General features: G+C 42.4%; 13 protein-coding genes and 1 pseudogene. 4 read left to right on the top strand and 10 right to left on the bottom strand.

Annotation, left to right across the window (positions count from 1 at the left end):
• Positions 1-136 precede the first annotated feature (136 nt).
• Positions 137-814 carry a YetF domain-containing protein gene (locus FTU66_RS00290; RefSeq protein WP_131260696.1) on the bottom strand — a complete coding sequence of 226 codons (678 nt, stop codon included), beginning with the start codon at positions 812-814 and terminating at the stop codon, positions 137-139.
• 149 nt (positions 815-963) lie between these two features.
• Between FTU66_RS00290 and FTU66_RS00295 the strand changes: the two are divergent.
• A pseudogene (locus FTU66_RS00295) lies at positions 964-1,352 on the top strand (endonuclease domain-containing protein).
• 148 nt (positions 1,353-1,500) lie between these two features.
• Here the strand turns inward: FTU66_RS00295 and FTU66_RS00300 are convergent.
• Positions 1,501-2,076 (bottom strand): hypothetical protein, encoded by a 576-nt coding sequence (locus FTU66_RS00300; protein ID WP_136144609.1) that lies wholly within the window; start codon positions 2,074-2,076, stop codon positions 1,501-1,503.
• 64 nt (positions 2,077-2,140) lie between these two features.
• Positions 2,141-5,035 (bottom strand): valine--tRNA ligase, encoded by a 2,895-nt coding sequence (locus FTU66_RS00305; RefSeq protein ID WP_180112141.1) that lies wholly within the window; start codon positions 5,033-5,035, stop codon positions 2,141-2,143.
• Between the two features lie 251 nt (positions 5,036-5,286).
• Here FTU66_RS00305 and FTU66_RS00310 point away from each other — a divergent pair, with 251 nt between their 5' ends.
• The 3 genes from FTU66_RS00310 (at position 5,287) to FTU66_RS00320 (ending at position 7,654) form a co-directional block, all read left to right on the top strand.
• Positions 5,287-5,955 (top strand): hypothetical protein, encoded by a 669-nt coding sequence (locus FTU66_RS00310; protein WP_004972289.1) that lies wholly within the window; start codon positions 5,287-5,289, stop codon positions 5,953-5,955.
• A 42-nt stretch (positions 5,956-5,997) separates the two neighbouring features.
• The gene (locus FTU66_RS00315; RefSeq protein ID WP_096902729.1) at positions 5,998-6,804 is read left to right on the top strand and encodes an SDR family NAD(P)-dependent oxidoreductase; all 807 of its coding nucleotides are present in this window, start codon (positions 5,998-6,000) and stop codon (positions 6,802-6,804) included.
• A 115-nt stretch (positions 6,805-6,919) separates the two neighbouring features.
• Entirely contained in the window at positions 6,920-7,654 is a 735-nt protein-coding gene (locus FTU66_RS00320; protein WP_096902728.1) for a hypothetical protein, read from the top strand.
• 27 nt (positions 7,655-7,681) lie between these two features.
• Here the strand turns inward: FTU66_RS00320 and FTU66_RS00325 are convergent, their stop codons facing one another.
• From FTU66_RS00325 to FTU66_RS00355, 7 genes are all read right to left on the bottom strand, one after another.
• Positions 7,682-8,143, bottom strand: coding sequence for a YbjQ family protein (locus FTU66_RS00325; RefSeq protein WP_167845835.1), 462 nt, complete (start codon positions 8,141-8,143; stop codon positions 7,682-7,684).
• A 31-nt stretch (positions 8,144-8,174) separates the two neighbouring features.
• Positions 8,175-8,531, bottom strand: a complete 357-nt coding sequence (locus FTU66_RS00330) for a YbjQ family protein (protein WP_004972285.1) — start codon at positions 8,529-8,531, stop codon at positions 8,175-8,177.
• Between the two features lie 152 nt (positions 8,532-8,683).
• The gene (gene adeK, locus FTU66_RS00335; protein WP_180072285.1) at positions 8,684-10,129 is read right to left on the bottom strand and encodes a multidrug efflux RND transporter AdeIJK outer membrane channel subunit AdeK; all 1,446 of its coding nucleotides are present in this window, start codon (positions 10,127-10,129) and stop codon (positions 8,684-8,686) included.
• The gene (locus FTU66_RS00340; protein WP_180112142.1) at positions 10,129-13,308 is read right to left on the bottom strand and encodes an efflux RND transporter permease subunit; all 3,180 of its coding nucleotides are present in this window, start codon (positions 13,306-13,308) and stop codon (positions 10,129-10,131) included. Before FTU66_RS00340 ends, adeK begins: the two co-directional genes overlap by 1 nt.
• A gap of 13 nt (positions 13,309-13,321) precedes the next feature.
• Positions 13,322-14,584, bottom strand: coding sequence for an efflux RND transporter periplasmic adaptor subunit (locus tag FTU66_RS00345; RefSeq protein WP_180112143.1), 1,263 nt, complete (start codon positions 14,582-14,584; stop codon positions 13,322-13,324).
• Positions 14,585-14,605: 21 nt separating this feature from the next.
• Entirely contained in the window at positions 14,606-15,223 is a 618-nt protein-coding gene (locus tag FTU66_RS00350) for a phosphatase PAP2 family protein (protein WP_180112144.1), read from the bottom strand.
• Between the two features lie 142 nt (positions 15,224-15,365).
• Positions 15,366-17,426 carry a site-specific recombinase gene (locus FTU66_RS00355; protein ID WP_004972279.1) on the bottom strand — a complete coding sequence of 687 codons (2,061 nt, stop codon included), beginning with the start codon at positions 17,424-17,426 and terminating at the stop codon, positions 15,366-15,368.
• Between the last annotated feature and the right edge of the window lie 2 nt (positions 17,427-17,428).

Genomic DNA, 17,428 nt, shown 5'->3' on the forward strand with positions numbered 1-17,428 from the left:
TTTTGTATTTTCAAAAATTATTATTTGCGCTTTCAGTGCTTCTCTTCGGCAGCGCAGGCAGTATAACGTTAAATTATGACAATCCTGCGACAATTTAAGTCGCATAGAGGTGTGTTGCAGCTAAAATCAACATATTCTAGCTGCGATATGCAGTATTGATTGCCAGTGTCCATTGTTGGTGATTACAACGCGGACAGACTTCATTGGCGTGTTCAAGTAAACGGACATGCCCACAATACATGCAGGCATAATACGTGTTTGGAGTTGTGCGGTTCACGGGTTGGTAAGCTTTAGGGAATAAGGGTAAACCATAGCGTGTGGCACCGCCATGAAAAAACAACATGCTGAATTTTCCATCACTTTCTAGTAAGCCAACACGTACTTGCCCTAAATGCTCCACGCCTTGTTGGCGCATTTCGGCAAAGAATTCATCATGCGACATTTTACCGTACTTAATTTTTTCTAAGACCAATTCACCATCTTCTACAATATATAGCGATTTACCTTCAATCAAATCTTCAAAGGGTTGGTATTTCATCATGAGCCATGTGGTCAGGCGATACATCCCAATCACCACTGTCATCACCACCAAGGCATGTACCAAGGGTAAATCTTCAGTGAACATAGGGTCGCCCGCAATAGAACCGAGCGATAAAATAATGGCCAATTCAAAAATAGAAAGCTGGCGTACTCCGCGTTTTCCTGTGAGGCGTAAAAATAGAATAATCATGCCAAACATGAGTGCAGCACGAATCATTAATTCTGCAACAAATGTCCATGTGGTGTCGTGAATGAAGATGGTGAACCAATCCATAGATTGTCTATTTTGTTATTTTGATGCTTGATACTATGCTTAAATTGAGTGGGTAAAATAGTGGTTTTGAGTAAAGAACTGCAATTATTTTAGTGGTTTAGAAACATAGAAATTTGTTATATTGCCTAAAAACTATAAATACAAAAATAATGAATCAGAAGATGAATTCACAACTATTACAATTTGCCAAATCTATGCGTCATGCTGCTACGGATGCTGAAAATTTGCTGTGGCAACTACTTAGTGCAAACGCTTTATGGTGCTCAAATTTAGACGTCCGTAGATGATTGAACCGTATATTGTAGATTTTTACTGTCATGAGATTGGCTTGGTCATTGAGTTGAATGGCGGTCAGCACAATACGGAAAATGGTCAGGCTTATGATGTCGAGCGCACTCAGTTTTTAGAGACTTTGGGCTTAACTGTCGTGCAGTATTGGAATTCTGATGTGTTGGGAAGGGTGGATGTGGTGTTGGAGGATTTGTGGCAGGTGTGTTCTGAATTGAAAAATACCTCTTTTATTAAAGAGGTATTTTGAAAATTATCGACGATTGCTTGATTCAAAATCTACACGGGGATCAGCACTTTCCGTAGTTACTCTGTAATTTGACGGTAAATTAACAGAATCTTTAACCCATGTAGGTCTAGGACGGCTAGAAGCTGTTAGGGTTGTTAAAGTATTTTGATTATTTCTTGATGTAGAGTTTTGAGAGTTCTGTGTATGTCTGGACATTGCATTCTCCCGTTAACCATAAAATTAATAGATATAGACATAATATGCTAAAAATAGCTGCTGCACAATTAATCTCTGAATAAGCTTTTTCTAAAGCAATAACTTTGTCTTCAAGCATTTGGGCATTTCGAGAAATTAAATCCTGATAAATTTCTCCCATATACCACAGGCATGTTCTTTCGTCATTATCCATAAAAGTGTTAATTAAATTGGTGTCATCCAACGGAACTTTTTCTAGTGCAGAAAGACTAAGTACTTTTGCAATTTTATACCAACAGCTTAGAATTGCTATAAACAAGATTACACATAAAATATATAAAATCCATTTAGTTAATGAAGTGCAAGCATAAGCAGTAAAAGTTTCTAACTTGGTTAGTGCTGCTGAGTAGGCAACTATCACAATACCAACCATTGTTGAATATTTAATTGCTTTATCATCCAGTGATTTACTTCTATCGATCTCTAGTTGATATTCATGCTTGGAAACTTCAAATAGAATTTTATATTTATTGATGTCATCTTGGCTCATATTGAAAAACAAAGGGCTGAATAATCAGCCCTTTATACACAAATTAGATCAAGCTAACAACACATTAAAGCGCTGCAATCTGCTCCATATTCGCTTTAATTTTCGCTAACTGATCTGCAAATTCAGCAAGTTTCACTTTCTCGCCTTCAACCACAGCCGCAGGGGCTTTCGCCACAAAACCTTCATTTGCAAGTTTAGTTGCAATTTGGTCATGCTGCTTTTGAACCTTGTCTAAGTCTTTTTGTAGACGACCCAATTCTGCTTTCGGGTCAATCAAACCCTTCATTGGAACGAATACAGACACGTGACCGACTACAGAAGAAGAAGACAATGGTGGTTGTTCACCATCTGCCAAGAAGGTAATGCTTTCAACTTTCGCCAATGCTTTAAACAACGGTTCAATACGAGAAATTTGTGCTTTTTCTGCTTCAGTCGTGTTCTGTAAAAGTACAGGCAATAAACGTGCATTACCTAGACCCATTTCACCACGAATGTTACGCACCGCACCAATCAAACCTTGTAGCCATTGCATATCTGCTTCGGCTTGTTCGTTGATTTTGGCTTCATCTGCAACAGGGTAGTTTGCCAACATAATGGTTTCGCCACCCAAGCCAATCATTGGCGCAAGGGTTTGCCAAATTTCTTCAGTTAAGTACGGCATGATTGGATGAGCAAGACGTAAAGAAGCTTCCATCACCGCAAGCAATACACGACGAACTTCGGCTTTGCGTTCTTCAGAAACAGACTCATCATTCAGAACAGGTTTGGTTAGCTCTACATACCAGTCGCAGTATTCATTCCAAATAAAGTCATAAATCGCTTGCGCAGCCAAGTCTAAACGGTAAGTTGCAAACGCTTGATGAACAGCTTGCTCTGCCTTTTGTAAACGGCTCACAATCCACTGTTCAGGCAATTCCCAAAGGTCTTGACGTGCCTCTTGACCAACCGTTTGACCTTCAACATTCATCAATACAAAACGGGTAGCATTCCAAATTTTGTTGGCAAAGTTACGATAACCTTCCACACGTTTCATATCAAACTTGATGTCACGACCTGTATTTGCCAATGCGCAGAAGGTAAAACGAACCGCGTCTGTGCCATAAGCCTGAATCCCTTCTGGGAATTCTTTGCGGGTCGATTTTTCAATTTTCGCTGCTTGTTTCGGGTTCATCAAACCCGTCGTACGTTTCTGTACTAAAGTTTCAAGATCTACACCGTCAATCAAGTCTAATGGGTCAAGCACGTTGCCCTTAGACTTCGACATTTTTTGACCTTCGCTGTCACGTACCAAACCGTGAACGTAAACTGTTTTGAACGGTACTTGTGGCGTGCCATCTTCATTCTTCATGAAGTGCATGGTCATCATGATCATACGCGCCACCCAGAAGAAGATGATGTCAAAACCTGTCACCAATACATCAGTGGAGTGGAAGGTATTTAAGAAGTAGTTTTCTGCATCTTTCTTGGCATCACCCGTCCAACCTAAGGTCGAGAATGTCCAAAGTGCAGAGGAGAACCATGTATCCAGTACGTCTTCGTCTTGGTTTAATTGAACATCGGCAGGGATATTATTTTTCGTACGAACTTCTTCTTCGTTACGACCTACATAAACATTGCCTTCAGCATCGTACCAAGCAGGAATACGGTGACCCCACCACAATTGACGCGAGATACACCAGTCTTGAATGTTGTTCATCCACGCCATATACATATTGCTGTATTGCTCAGGCACGAACTTGATGCGACCATCTTGCACCGCTTCAATTGCAGGTTGCGCTAACGGTGCAATTTTCACATACCATTGGTCAGTCAATAATGGCTCAACAATTACGCCCGAACGGTCACCGCGAGGTGGTTTCAAGGTGTACGGTTGGATTTGATCTAACCAACCTTCGCTTTTCGCTTGTTCAACTAATTTTTTACGTGCTTCAAAACGCTCTAAACCAATGTAGTCTGCAGGTGCAGGAATGGTTTTAGAAATTTGTTCGCCTGCTTTCGCAATATATTCAAACTCAGCCAATACTTCAGCATTTTTGTTGAAGATATTGATGATTGGCAATTCGCAGCGTTTACCCACTTCATAGTCATTGAAGTCGTGTGCAGGGGTAATTTTTACACAACCTGTACCGAATTCTTTATCGACATACTCATCTTTTACGATTGGAACGGCACGACCTGTAATTGGGAGGATGATGTTTTGACCAACAAGGTGCGAGTAACGCTCATCATCAAGGGCAACCGCAACCGCAGTATCACCCAGCAATGTTTCAGGACGAGTGGTTGCCACTACAATGTGATCTTTACCATCGTGAGTGCGTAGTGATTTATCTTCAAAGAAATATTTGAAGTGCCACAATGAACCTTGTTCTTCTTTATCCGACTCAACTTCTAAGTCAGAAAGGGCAGTTTGTAATTTTGGATCCCAGTTTACAAGGCGTTTGCCGCGGTAAATTAAACCTTCTTCGTGTAATTTCACGAAAACTTCTTTCACCGCATTCGATAAGCCTTCGTCCATAGTGAAGCGTTCACGTGACCAATCTACCGAAGAACCTAAACGGCGGATTTGACGGGTAATGTTACCGCCAGATTGTGCTTTCCATTCCCAGACTTTTTCGATGAATTTTTCACGACCTAAGTCATGGCGGCTGATATTTTGCGCGCCCAATTGACGCTCTACTACCATTTGTGTGGCAATACCCGCGTGGTCTGTACCCGGTTGCCATAAAGTATTTTTACCCGACATACGGTTAAAGCGCGTGAGGGCATCCATAATGGCGTTGTTAAAACCATGACCCATGTGCAAGCTACCTGTGACGTTTGGCGGCGGAATCATGATACAGAATGATTCGCCTTTTTCAGACGGCTTAAAGTAGCCGTTTTCTTCCCAAGTCTTGTACCATTTTTTCTCGATCTCGGTAGGATCGTAGGTTGTAGCAATATTTTGCGCTGAATCAGTCATAGTAAGAACAGGTTAAAAGTGAATAAAAAATTGCAACTATTGTAGCAAAAAAATTGCCCGCTAAGCGAGATTCAACTCAGCCAAACTTATCGCAATTGGCAGTTGGGCAAACTCATCGTATGATGGGCGACAAGTATGATAAAAACTTCAAGTTCTCCGTTGCCTGTAACACTGTTTTAAACTGGGTTTAAGCAATGGATTTTAAAATAGATGAAAACACATCAATACGGTCAAAATAGGCAAGTTCAGTTATGACTTATGCTGTATCTTTAAAATTAAAACCAGAAACATATCAAAGATTTCAACACATTCATCAACAACTCAATGCAGGTGAATCGGAAAGTTTATCTAAAGCTTTGGGGGCGGTACTGACCGATATTTCTTGTGAAATTATTGAGCAACTTTTTGGTGAATTGTCACGTTCTAGTCATTCACTGGATGGTGAATCTGAAAAAATTATTCAGCAAGTCATACAAACCATGCAAAAATATATGCCATGGTCGGTGTCGTTTTTTGGCAATGAACGCTTAACGCCTATGGTGAATTATCTGGCAAGCATGATGTATCAGCAGGAAGGGCAAGGTTTTGTGACTTATCCTGTCGATAGTATTGTTATGAAAGAAACGTTGGGTTGTATTGAGCAAATTCGGCAGGGCAACAGTGCATGTATTGCGCCTGCATTTAAAGGGTTTACTCAAATTATTGATCAGGGCGTGGGTTATTTAATTCGTGATCCGAAAAAAATGCTGAAATTTAATTTGGTGGTCGATAAAACTTTAAACGGCGTGATTCATTTGACTACGCAACTGGGGTATAAACGCCTAGAAAAAATGGGTGCGCAATTCGATTTGGAAAGTGCAGAGATATATTTAAACCATTTTCTTGGGTTTTTGCAGCATCCTGCAAAACCTAAGACTTAAATTTTGATGACTTAAATTTTTAAATAACGCGGACAAACGGTTATGGCAAAACGGGAAAACTTGGAACATAAAGTGGTGTGGATTACAGGTGCATCTTCTGGCATTGGTAAGGCATTGGCAAAAGAGTGTGCTTTACAAGGTGCACAAGTGATTTTAACCGCACGTCGTTATGAAGAACTTGAAAAAGTACGCGTGAGTTTGCTGAATCCTGAACGTCATCTTTCTGTATGTGCAGATATTACCAATGAAAGTCAGGTGTTACATGCGTATGAACAAGTTTTGGCACGTAAAGGACGCATTGACTGGCTAATTAATAATGCAGGTTTAAGTCAGCGCGCTTTAATTGCCGATACCACTATGCAGACTGAACGCACCATTATGGAAGTGGATTATTTCTCTCAGGTCTTTCTGACCAAAACTGTCTTGCCGACCTTTTTACAGCAAAAACATGGTCGCATTATTTTTGTATCTAGTGTTGCAGCATTATTGGGTACGCAATATCGCGCGTCATATTCTGCAGCGAAAAGTGCCATTCACATGTGGGCGAATAGTTTGCGTGCCGAAGTAGCGGAGCAGGGCGTACAGGTTTCAGTTGTTTTCCCAGGATTTGTGAATACCAAGGTGTCTTTTAATGCGTTGAATGGTGAAGGCAAACCACAAGGACATCAAGATGAAGCCATTGAAAATGGTTTAGATGCCGATGTTTTTGCTAAAAATACAGTTAAAGCACTCATGGCAGGCGATGAATATATCGTGGTCGGGGGCGCTAAAGAAAAACTGGGCGTGTTGGTGTCGCGTTTATCGCCAAGTACTTTATATAAAATGATTCGTAAAACCAAAGTGAAGTAATTTTTAATCAAAGTGACTTCAAAATAAAATAATAAAAACAAAAAGAAGGATGAGCCATGCGTTTAATAATGAAAGGTTTTTTTTTATCAGCGCGTGGCTTTTCGCTTTCTTAGGGATGACTCAAACGACATTTGCCAAATTACAAACAAACGATGATTCGTTGTGTAAACAACCTGAATATATTGAAAAGATTTTACGACAGCACACAAATACAACCACAGTGAATGAGGACTTTTTGGCTTGTGCAGATTTCCCCAATGTTACTGAACAAACTTTAATTGCTTATGCTGAAACTCAGACAAAAGATGATCAACCTGTAGATGATTATCAGCTGACTTTTTTAACCGTAAATAGTAAAACGCAAAAGCTTCATTCAATCTATCACGTGAAAGAGCTTTTGCCTTCAGATGCAATTGAACTGCGTTCTATCCATTTAGATTTGGCGCCGTATCAAGTTTCTGAAAGCTTAAGGGCAATTGGTTTAAGAAGGAATTATGCAGGACGTTCAAGTGCCAATCCTTTTTCGGCGCAAGTACTCGATTTATATGATTTACAACATAACAAGAAAATTTTAAACGGCTTAATCGTAGCGCGCTATCAGGCAGAAACCGATACACGTTGTAATGCCAAAGTAATAGAAAGCAAAGCTATTTTAATGATCTTGCGAAATACAACTCGACAATATTTTGATATGCAATTACGTGATCGTATTCAACATTATGAAATGTCGGGCGATTTAGAAAATTGCAAAGAAACTAAACGAGTGTCTACTCAACAGCGTTTCACTTTAAAATTTGATGGTCGGCAATATCAAATTCCTCAGCCTTATCGAGATCAGTATTTATACTAAATTCTTTACAAACGCTGAAAGATGTACTCAGCGTTTTGCAGAGAATTGACTAACGCTATTTTGAACCGCCGTTCCATAAGCAAAGACTTCGACCATGCCGCCTTGCATCCCCAATTCTGTGGTGCTTAAACGCAGCCCCATAATATGATTTGCGCCCATTTTTTCAGCTTCTAATTTTAAACGGACGATGGCTTCACGACGCGCCCGCTCGACAATACTTTCATAACTGGTCAAACGCCCGCCAAAGAAGTTCTGAATATTGGCAATCACAAACTTAAAATAATCGTGAGAAATGACCACATTACTATGTATCAATTGCCCAAAATTGGGACTGGTCTGGAAGCGGTTATTATCAATCTGAATATAGCTTAAACGCAGTTCTTGCTCGGCTAAATATTTGAAATGCTTGCGTTCGTTGCGTCGCCCAAAACCAAAGCCTACAGCAAATAAAATCGCAAAGACAACAATTTGCAGAATTAAATTATCCATGTGATGTTATTCCTGTCCAATAATCTTTACTTTAGTGTGATGCTGGAAATGGGTCTGGAAGTTTAGGAATATCTGCCTCGACCACCACTGCTGTACCGTAAACAAATAATTCCGAAGCACCTTGGGCAATGTTCGAGGTAGAAAAGCGAATCCCAACAATAGCATTGGCACCTAAACCACGTGCTTTAGCAATCATACGATCCATCGCTTCTTGGCGTGATTCTTCTAGTAATTCGGTATAAGCCGTTAATTCACCACCGACAATATTTTTGAGTCCTGCCAAGAAGTCACGCCCCACATGCTTACTGCGTACGGTGCTGCCATAGACCACATCAATTTGCCGTGAAATACGATGACCTGGTACAGATTCAAGATTACTGAGCAACATAAGATTCTAATATTTAAAAACAAGACGTATTGAAGATATGAAATGTACTGGCAAAAAGCAATAAAAAAGCCCACCGAAGTGAGCTGATTTAGTCTGTATGTGTCTGTATGTATTGAGCTGTTAAGCAGCAAATTTAAGGTAGACGCAAAGGCTTATTGCGCTTTACGTTCTGCCGATGATGCAGGTTGCAAAGTAGCATCTGAAGTGTTGGCTTTCACACCGCCACCCAAAGATTTATACAACTCCACCTGATTGTTCAAATTGGCTTGTTCCAACAACAATAAACCTTGTTCTGCTGCATAAGACGTACGCTGTGCATCCAACACGGTTAAATAGTTGTCAATGCCTGCGCGGAAGCGTGCATTAGATAATTTATAAGTGGTATTGGTCGCATCAACCAAGCGTTTTTGTGCCGCTAAACGATCACCAATATTTTGACGAACTGCCAAAGCATCATTCACTTCACGGAATGCAGACTGAATTGATTTTTCATAGTCAGCCAAAGCAATTTGTTGATCCGTTTCTGAAATTTTGATGTTGGCTTGGCGTGTGCCCCAATCAAAAATTGGCAAGTCGATGCTCGGGCCCACTGCCCAAACAAAACTGCCTGATTTAAACAAATCACTCAAGTCAGTTGATGCATAGCCTGCATTGCCCGTGAGGCTAATGCTTGGGAATAAACGTGCTTTTGCTGCACCAATATTGGCACCCGCAGCCGATAGTCGATACTCTGCAGTACGAATATCAGGACGGTTATTCAGCAAGTCACTTGGTAAACCAGCGTCAATTGCGGTAGTTTTGGTAATGCGCGTCACACGTTGCGTTGGCAATAACGCACTTGGAACTTGTTCGCCCACCAACAAGTTCAGCAAGTTTTGTGCTTGCGCGACTTGGGTTTTGTAGTTGGCGACATCATTACGTGCAGTTTCAACTGAAATTTGTGCCTGACGGACAGGTAATTCACTATCAATGCCGACATCAAAACGCTTTTTGTTGAGGTTATAAGACTCAAGCTGTGTTTTTAAGGTTTGGTCTGCCAGTTTTAAATTGGCATTGGCAAAAGAATAGTTGAGCCATGCTTGCGCCACCTGACCAATCAAGGCAATTTGTGTGGCATCACGCGAGCTTTGAGTTGCCAAGAAGTTATCTAATGCATTGTCTTTTAAGCTGCGTACACGACCCCAAAAATCTAGTTCGTAGGCAGTTACACCTAAACCAACGTTATAGCGTGTGTGTGTGCCTAAAGCAGTACCTTGATCTTGACGCAGTACGCCACCGCTAGCACCAATGGTAGGTAACTGGTTGTTTTCGGTAATTTGATAGGCTTGTTGGGCACGTTGGATATTCAGCGTCGCTGTGCGTAAATCACGGTTATTGTTCAATGCCATATCCAAGACTTGTAATAAGCGTTGATCGGCAAAGAAATCTTTATAACCTTGTTCAGCCACTGAAGTACCCGATGCAGCAGCAGTATAGCTGCTTGGAATACTTGTCTGAGCGACGGGCTCTGGCCCACGCATACTTTGACAGGCTGTCAAAGCAAGCGCGAGGGCAGAAACCGCAATACCACGGCCTGTATGCGACCATAAGTTTTGCATCACGATACATGCTCCTGATTATTTTGTTGTTTTGGTTTGTATTTAAAGATACTTCTAATCCAGACATAGAATACAGGAATAAAGAAGATCCCTAACAAGGTTGAGCTAATCACACCACCTAAAACACCATAACCGACCGAGTGTTGGCTACCTGCACCTGCACCTGAAGAAAGTGCAAGCGGCAATACACCAAAACCAAAGGCTAAAGTGGTCATAATGATTGGACGTAAACGCATTTTTGCAGCATGCAAGGTCGCTTCAAACAGGTCTTCACCTTTTTCTTGTAGCTCTTTGGCAAACTCCACAATCAAAATCGCGTTTTTGGCAGATAAACCAATCACGGCAATAATCGCCACTTGGAAGTAAATGTTGTTGGATAGGTTCGGGTTTTTGAACAAGATCATGCCCCCGAAGGTGAGCAATAATGCTCCGACAATACCCAACGGTACCACCAACAGCACCGAGAATGGAATAGACCAGCTTTCATACAAGGCTGCCAAACACAAGAATACAATCAGTAATGACAGTGCATAGAGGAATGGTGCCTGATCGCCCGATTCACGTTCTTCAAGTGATAAACCTGTCCATTCATAGTCAAAGCCGTTTAAGCCCATAGATGGAAGTTTTGCGACAATTTCTTCCATCGCTTGCATGGCTTCACCAGAGCTGATACCTGGCGCAGGTGCACCCTGAATGTTCTTGGCAGATACGCCGTTATAGCGTTCCAAACGAGGTGAACCATAAGTCCATTCGCCTGTTGCAAAGGCTGAGAATGGCACCATTTCACCACGGTTGTTGCGGACATACCACTTGTTCAGGTCTTCAGGCATCATGCGTGAATCAGATTCGGCTTGCACATAGACTTTTTTCACGCGACCACGGTCAATAAAGTCATTGATGTACGAACCACCCCAAGCCATGCCCATGGTGCTGTTGATTTCAGCAATGCTGACACCTGCCGCACCTGCTTGCGCTTGGTCAATAATAATACGGTACTGTGGTGTATCTTCTTGACCATTTGGACGTACGCCCATTAAGCGAGGGTCTTTAGACGCTTCACCCAACACAATATTACGTGCCATGGTGAGTTTTTCATGACCATTGCCCGCAGCATCTTTCAGTTGCAAGTTAAAGCCTGAGCTGACCCCTAATTCTGGCATCGCAGGAAGCTGTAATGGCATGATGTAAGTGGCATCTTTCACAATCATGTTCAGTGCCATACCACGCTGGATAATTGCACCAACTTGAGATTCAGGGCTTGTACGCTCACTCCAGTCTTTTAACTTAATGAACGCCATACCTGCGTTTTGACCAACGCCTGAGAAAGAGAAGCCTGAAACACTAAATACCGACTGCACATGCTCTTTTTCATTTTCTCTGAAAAAGTTGGTCATGCTGGTCATGGTGGCGTCAGTACGTTCCAAAGTTGCATTTGGTGGGAGTTGTACCAATGTCATCACCACGCCCTGATCTTCATCAGGCAAGAATGATGATGGTAGTTTTTGGAACACTAACACAATAATGCCCAGTACCACTGCATATAAAACCCCCGAGAAGATTTTATGATGCGTCATGCGGTTAACACCACCTTGATATTTAACCGAGAGCTTATCGAAACTGCGGTTAAACCAGCGGAAGAAACGCGCAAAAATACCGTTGCTTTCAGGCTTGTTTGGATCGTGTTGTTTAAGAATCGTGGCACATAGGGCAGGGGTAAAGGTCAACGCTACGACCAGTGACAACACCATTGCAGTCACAAGCGTAATTGAGAATTGACGATAAATAACGCCTGTAGTCCCACCAAAGAATGCCATAGGTACGAATACCGCAGACAATACCGAGGTAATCCCGATCAGTGCGCCTGAAATCTGTTTCATCGACTTTTCAGTCGCCGCCACAGGGTCAAGATGTTCTTCGACCATGACACGTTCTACGTTTTCCACCACGACAATTGCGTCATCGACCAATAGACCAATCGCCAGTACCATGGCAAACATGGTCAGGGTGTTAATCGAGAAGCCAAACATATTGATCACGGCAAAGGTACCCAGTACCACCACAGGTACGGCCATAGTTGGAATAATTGTGGCGCGCCAGTTCTGCAAGAACAGGAACATCACAATAAAGACCAAAATGATCGCTTCAATTAAGGTTTTAACAACACTCTTAATCGAAAGTTCAATAAATGGCGTGGTATCAAAAGCCAACTCATCCTTTAAACCCGCAGGGTAGTTAGGACGTAATTGCTTGAGGCGTTCTTCCACAGCAGCAGCAGTATCTAGGGCGTTAGCACCTGTAGATAATTTAATTGCGACACCGCCCGCAGGCTTGCCGTTGTATTTAGAAATAAACTGATAGTTGTCTGCACCAAGTTCAATTCGTGCCACATCACCCAAGCGCACTTGAGCGCCTGAAGCGGTATTTTTTAGAAAAATATTGCTGAATTGTTCAGGTGTTTGCAGCAAGCTTTGCGCAGTTACTGTAGCATTCAAAGCCTGACCTTGAATTGCAGGTGCGCCGCCCAATTGACCTACCGCAACCTGTGCGTTTTGGGTACGAATCGCTTGAGCAATATCACTTGGTGTGACTTGCAAGCTTGCCATTTTGGCAGGATCCATCCAAATACGCATTGCGTATGAGCCACCAAAGACTTGTACTTCACCCACACCTGCAACACGGCTCAGCGGTTCAGAAATGTTAGAGTTAACATAGTCTTTAATATCATCGGCAGACAGGCTTTCATCAGGTGAATAAAAAGCGAGAACCTGTAAGAAGCTCGCTCCTGATTTGGTCACTTTCACGCCTTGACGTTGCACATCATCAGGCAAGAGCGCCGTAGCAGATTGCAATTTGTTCTGTACTTGAACCTGTGCAATATCTGGGTCGATACCTTGTTCAAAGTTTAACGTAATGGATGCAGAACCGTTCCCCGCACTGTTGGATGAAATATAGCGCAGACCATCCAAACCGTTCATTTGTTGTTCAATAATTTGCGTTACTGTGTTTTCCACAGTTTCAGCAGATGCACCCGGATAGGTTGCAGCAATGGTGACCGTTGGCGGTGCAATGGTCGGATATTGGGCAATTGGCATATTGGTGAGGGTAATAATCCCCGCCAACATGATTACCAATGAAATCACCCATGCAAAAATGGGGCGATGAATAAAAAAGTGAGCCATTAACGTCTACTCCTTATGTATTTGAAGTAGCTTTTGATTCAGTTGCTTGGGCTTCTGAGGCTGGTTGGGCATCCCCCGATTTTGCTGGTGCAGCAGGTGCAGCTTGAGGAGCAGCGCCTTGCGGTTGATACGGCTTAGCGACCACTTGCTGTTCAGGTTTTACTTTGGCAATACCTTCGACAATCACTTTATCGCCAGTTTGCAAACCTTCAGTCACAATCCAGTTGCTGCCTTGCGTACCAACTGTGGTTACAGGACGCGGCTCAACAATACCTTTGGCATTCACAATCATTGCCATTGCCTGACCAGTTGGGGTGCGGCTAATTGCAGCTTGTGGAATCAAGATTGCGTTAGGAATCACACCTTGCACAATTTGCGCAGTGGCAAACATACCCGGCAATAATAAATGATTTGAATTTGGGAACACGGCGCGTAAAGTCACGGTGCCTGTTTCTGGGTTCACGCTGGCATCAGAAAAAGCCAAACGACCTTCAACAGGGTAGTAGCTGCCATCTTCAAGTTTTAATTTCACTTTGGTGTTGTTGCTGCTATTTAAACTACCTTGACTCAATTGCTGACGTAAACGTAGTAACTCTGCGCTGGACTGATTGATGTCTACATAAATTGGGTCTAAGCGTTGAATAGTCACCAACGGTTCCGCCTGACTCGCAGTAACCAATGCACCTGCAGTCACAGTAGAGCGGTTGGTTTGCCCTGAAATTGGGGCACGTACAGTCGAATAACCTAAGTTAATTTCGGCATTGCGTACTTCTGCTTGAGTCGCAGCAACATCGGCTTCGGCAAGTTTTACCTGTGCCACAATGTCATCATATTCTTGTTTAGAGATTGCATTGCTGCCTACCAACTGACGGTAACGACCTTCTTTAATGCGTAACACATTCAATTGCGCTTGCTGGCGGGTGAGTGCTGCACGGCTACTGTCTAGACTGGCACGGTTGGTACGTGAGTCAATTTCATAAAGCGCCTGACCCTCACGCACGTAGCTGCCTTCGGTAAATAAACGTTTCAGAACCACACCACTGGTTTGTGGGCGAACTTCTGAAATTTCAAAGGCTGTGGTACGTCCAGACAGTTCTACAGACTGTTCCACGCTTTGTGGCTGTGCCACCAGTACGCCAACCTCAGTCGGTGGCATTTGCTGAGCTGCACCTGCTTGCTGTGCATCTTTTGGATCTTTGCTACAACCCACAAGTGCTAAACTTGTGGCTAATGCGCAAGCAGTCAGGGCAGGAGCCCAAAGCTTTGCAGACATCATTCTTTCACCTCTATTAGATTTTTATCTAAACTTATGTATTGGTTTGTCTTGCAGATATTGAGCGCAAAACAGATACCACAATTTGATCCAAATAAAACTTATGCTCCAACCAGAGAGGACATCTGAAGGATAGTGCACTCCCAGATACACACGGGAAATGCCCATCAGCAACATCCATAACCACGCGCACACAGACAAAATTTTATGCGCTGGATGTTGCAAACTCAGGTAAATCACCAAACAACCTAAAGTTGCAGCATAAAAACTATGAGCGCTTGGAAATGATGCGCCAAAAGTTTCCACCAAATGCAATGCTTCAGGCGGGCGAGGTCGCGCGAATAGGTATTTGAGCAGCCATGAAAGCGCAATACTTACGACCAGTCCTACACTGATAAAAACAATTTTTGTGTATTTTTTATACCATGCCAAATAGAAACACCATAGGCAGGTTAAAAATAATACAAATGGCATGCCACCTAATACAGAAAGTGTGATTGCCAATTGATTCAAATGTGCGGTGCGCTGGGTACTTAAAAACTCCACACTGGCAACATCAAATTGTTGCCAACTTGGAATGTTTAGCACTAACACACTGATTATAAATAGTAAACTACCGAGATAAAGCAGTATTTTAGGCATGCTAAAAATCCCTGTAAGTTTAACCGATTTGAGCACGGTTGATGAATGGAATAAAGTGTACTAGTCAGTACACTTTATTTCAAGCCAATGTAAATGAGAAGAATTTCTTTTTTTGTTACTTTGTGCGCAATGTAAATGTGCACTAAATTTTAGCATTTCGTTCAGTATTTGAGGATGAATCGTCATCCACTGTAATTGGTTGTTTCGGTGGCCAAAAGAAATCACTTGGACGGGTTAAGAAGTGAGTCAGCACCAATTTTGCCAAAGGTTTCCACTGTTCAAAACGTACCCGACGCGCACGCAATGCCACAATAATGGTTAAAGTAAAGCTGACAAATAAGTTGGTTAAACCAATTAGCAGCACGCCTAAAAAGGACACAATAATCAGGCCAATTTCAGGTGAGCCATTAATATTCATTAAACCCTGAATAAAGTTGGCAGAAGCGAAGGCAATGTGGCGAATATCAATCGGTAAACCCAAAATATAACCCAGCGTAGCGGTACTGCCGAGCATAATCCCGAACAGGAAATTACCTGCCAAAGCCCCTAAGTTTCGTTCTATATAATTGGCAAATATATTGAGACGTTCTTGTCCGAGTAGCTTTTTTAAATGCAGATGGGCTTTTAGGCGTGGCCCGACTTTACGATACACGGCCATGTTATCGAAATAACCTGCAATCAAACCAGACAGAAATAAAAATACCCCTGCAATGGCGGCATGTGGAATGGCAAGTGAAGTAAACGGATTCAAGTCGTGCAGCATATTGGATGCTTTGGCATGTGACATCAACGGTTCATGCAACATGGCATCCCAACTAAAAGCAATTAAGGCTGCGACTGGAATGGCAATCGAGATATTGCCCAAAATGGCGACGAACTGCGTGCGGATAATATTAATAATTAAGGCAGCAAGTTCGGCAATTTGTGCCATTTTAGAGCCTTTACGATGCTGTACCGTAGAAGCCAATGCTGCAGCAGTCATTGCGGGTTGTTTGGTGGCAACAGTAAAGTGCAAGACATGAATCAGCATAAAACCAAATGAATAAATCATGCTGTTGATGATGGCCTGCATCATCGGAGCGAGCACTAAACGCGAGGCGAGGGTTTTTAAAGTCGCCATCGTGGCAATTAAAACACCTGCACCTGCCGCAGCTTTATACATGCCCCAAAAGCCGTCTTTGTCGGTACTTACATAATGCTCACCCGTTTTACTGGCATTTTCAGTGACTTGTAAGGCAATTAACTCACTGTTTTCTGCAAGCAAGGAGCGTACACTGCGTTCGCTATATAGTGCCGCAGTGACATCTACAAGTAACTGTCCTGCGGAAACATAACGGACTTTGTCTTGCGCCACGATTAAATTCAGCAACAGTTCAATCCGCTCTAAACATTGTTCAAGTAAAGACAATAAGTAGGTCAGACTGATGCTGACGCCAGTTCGTTTGGTGGCACGACGAATTTTACTGCTGACATCATGACATTGGTCAATCATCACCAAAGCTTGAGAGGCATCGGGTGGTTGAATGGCACTGATTTGATCGTGTTGTTGATCGGCAACTTTATAAAGCTGAATAAACTCGTTGATTTCGCGGTTTTGTGCCAAAAAAGGTGAATCATATTCACTTAGTTCAGGATAGGCACTAATAAATTCAGGATATAAACCAATGCCGCTGACCCGATATGACAGCACTGTTAGAGCTTTAATAATTTCACTGCGAATCAGGCGTTTTTGTGTTTGTCCGCCATGTCCGCGATTCAGTAAAGTAAATAATTGCTGCCATTCGGTATCTTCAATATTGTCGAGCCAGTATTTATCACTACGTAGTGGAAAAACTCGACGGACTAAATCTTGCAGTTGGCTTTCATCATTAATCAGCGGTAAAAAGTGCGCGCCCAAACGCTGAAACAACTGATTCCAAAAACCATCGAGCGATAAAATTCCCGTGTCGGCATATAAACTGGTTTGTTTGTATTGATTGATTAGACGTAAAACAAAATGTTGCAAGGTTGAGCTGGCATCGGGTGTCAGCAGCAAGGCTTGTAAGAAAGCTTGAAACTTTTGATGAGTTTCTTCTAAATCTTGAGTGTCACTTGGACGGATACGATTGACCAGTTCAATCAGCAGATTTTCATCCAGAACAGCTTTTGGTGTATCCAGCTGTTCTTGCATTTTTCTAAATAAATCGTTGAGTTTTATATGCATAA

This window comes from Acinetobacter sp. YH12131, assembly GCF_013418635.1.
Classification (GTDB): Bacteria; Pseudomonadota; Gammaproteobacteria; order Pseudomonadales; family Moraxellaceae; genus Acinetobacter; species Acinetobacter towneri.

What these genes read in the sequence shown, in the direction of transcription:
- FTU66_RS00290 (WP_131260696.1), bottom strand. Translation starts at nt 814, where the DNA reads ATGGATTGGTTCACCATCTTCATTCACGACACCACATGGACATTTGTT.
- FTU66_RS00300 (WP_136144609.1), bottom strand. Translation starts at nt 2,076, where the DNA reads ATGAGCCAAGATGACATCAATAAATATAAAATTCTATTTGAAGTTTCC.
- FTU66_RS00305 (WP_180112141.1), bottom strand. Translation starts at nt 5,035, where the DNA reads ATGACTGATTCAGCGCAAAATATTGCTACAACCTACGATCCTACCGAG.
- FTU66_RS00310 (WP_004972289.1), top strand. Translation starts at nt 5,287, where the DNA reads ATGACTTATGCTGTATCTTTAAAATTAAAACCAGAAACATATCAAAGA.
- FTU66_RS00315 (WP_096902729.1), top strand. Translation starts at nt 5,998, where the DNA reads ATGGCAAAACGGGAAAACTTGGAACATAAAGTGGTGTGGATTACAGGT.
- FTU66_RS00320 (WP_096902728.1), top strand. Translation starts at nt 6,920, where the DNA reads ATGACTCAAACGACATTTGCCAAATTACAAACAAACGATGATTCGTTG.
- FTU66_RS00325 (WP_167845835.1), bottom strand. Translation starts at nt 8,143, where the DNA reads ATGGATAATTTAATTCTGCAAATTGTTGTCTTTGCGATTTTATTTGCT.
- FTU66_RS00330 (WP_004972285.1), bottom strand. Translation starts at nt 8,531, where the DNA reads ATGTTGCTCAGTAATCTTGAATCTGTACCAGGTCATCGTATTTCACGG.
- adeK (WP_180072285.1), bottom strand. Translation starts at nt 10,129, where the DNA reads ATGCAAAACTTATGGTCGCATACAGGCCGTGGTATTGCGGTTTCTGCC.
- FTU66_RS00340 (WP_180112142.1), bottom strand. Translation starts at nt 13,308, where the DNA reads ATGGCTCACTTTTTTATTCATCGCCCCATTTTTGCATGGGTGATTTCA.
- FTU66_RS00345 (WP_180112143.1), bottom strand. Translation starts at nt 14,584, where the DNA reads ATGATGTCTGCAAAGCTTTGGGCTCCTGCCCTGACTGCTTGCGCATTA.
- FTU66_RS00350 (WP_180112144.1), bottom strand. Translation starts at nt 15,223, where the DNA reads ATGCCTAAAATACTGCTTTATCTCGGTAGTTTACTATTTATAATCAGT.
- FTU66_RS00355 (WP_004972279.1), bottom strand. Translation starts at nt 17,426, where the DNA reads ATGCATATAAAACTCAACGATTTATTTAGAAAAATGCAAGAACAGCTG.